This window comes from Chryseobacterium sp. SIMBA_028 (genome assembly GCF_046535285.1).
In the GTDB taxonomy this organism is placed as follows: domain Bacteria; phylum Bacteroidota; class Bacteroidia; order Flavobacteriales; family Weeksellaceae; genus Chryseobacterium.
This window is the reverse complement of the sequence record NZ_JAWRWZ010000731.1, coordinates 1-242: the sequence shown is the minus strand read 5'-3', so window position 1 is coordinate 242 and position 242 is coordinate 1. Positions and strand designations below refer to the sequence as shown.

Here is a 242-nt window from a genome sequence, read left to right as displayed (position 1 = left end):
CCCGCGACTTTGCCGCCAATGGCGGCAGCGTCCGCCGCCCGCCCGAGGATATCCCGACCGTCGGCCGCTTCGCCGTCGTCGCCGATCCGAGCGGCGCCGTGCTCTGCATCATGACGCCGCTGCCGATGGAAAACGATGATGGCTGGGAGCCGGAAATGGGGACGCCAGGCCATGTCGGCTGGCATGAACTGATGTCCGGCGACTGGCAGCAGGCCTTCGATTTCTATGAAAAGATCTTCGGC

General features: G+C 65.7%; 1 pseudogene. It reads left to right on the top strand.

The features are described from left to right. Positions 1 to 242 (top strand): annotated as a pseudogene (locus SCA31_RS25180) (hypothetical protein); the annotation flags it as partial.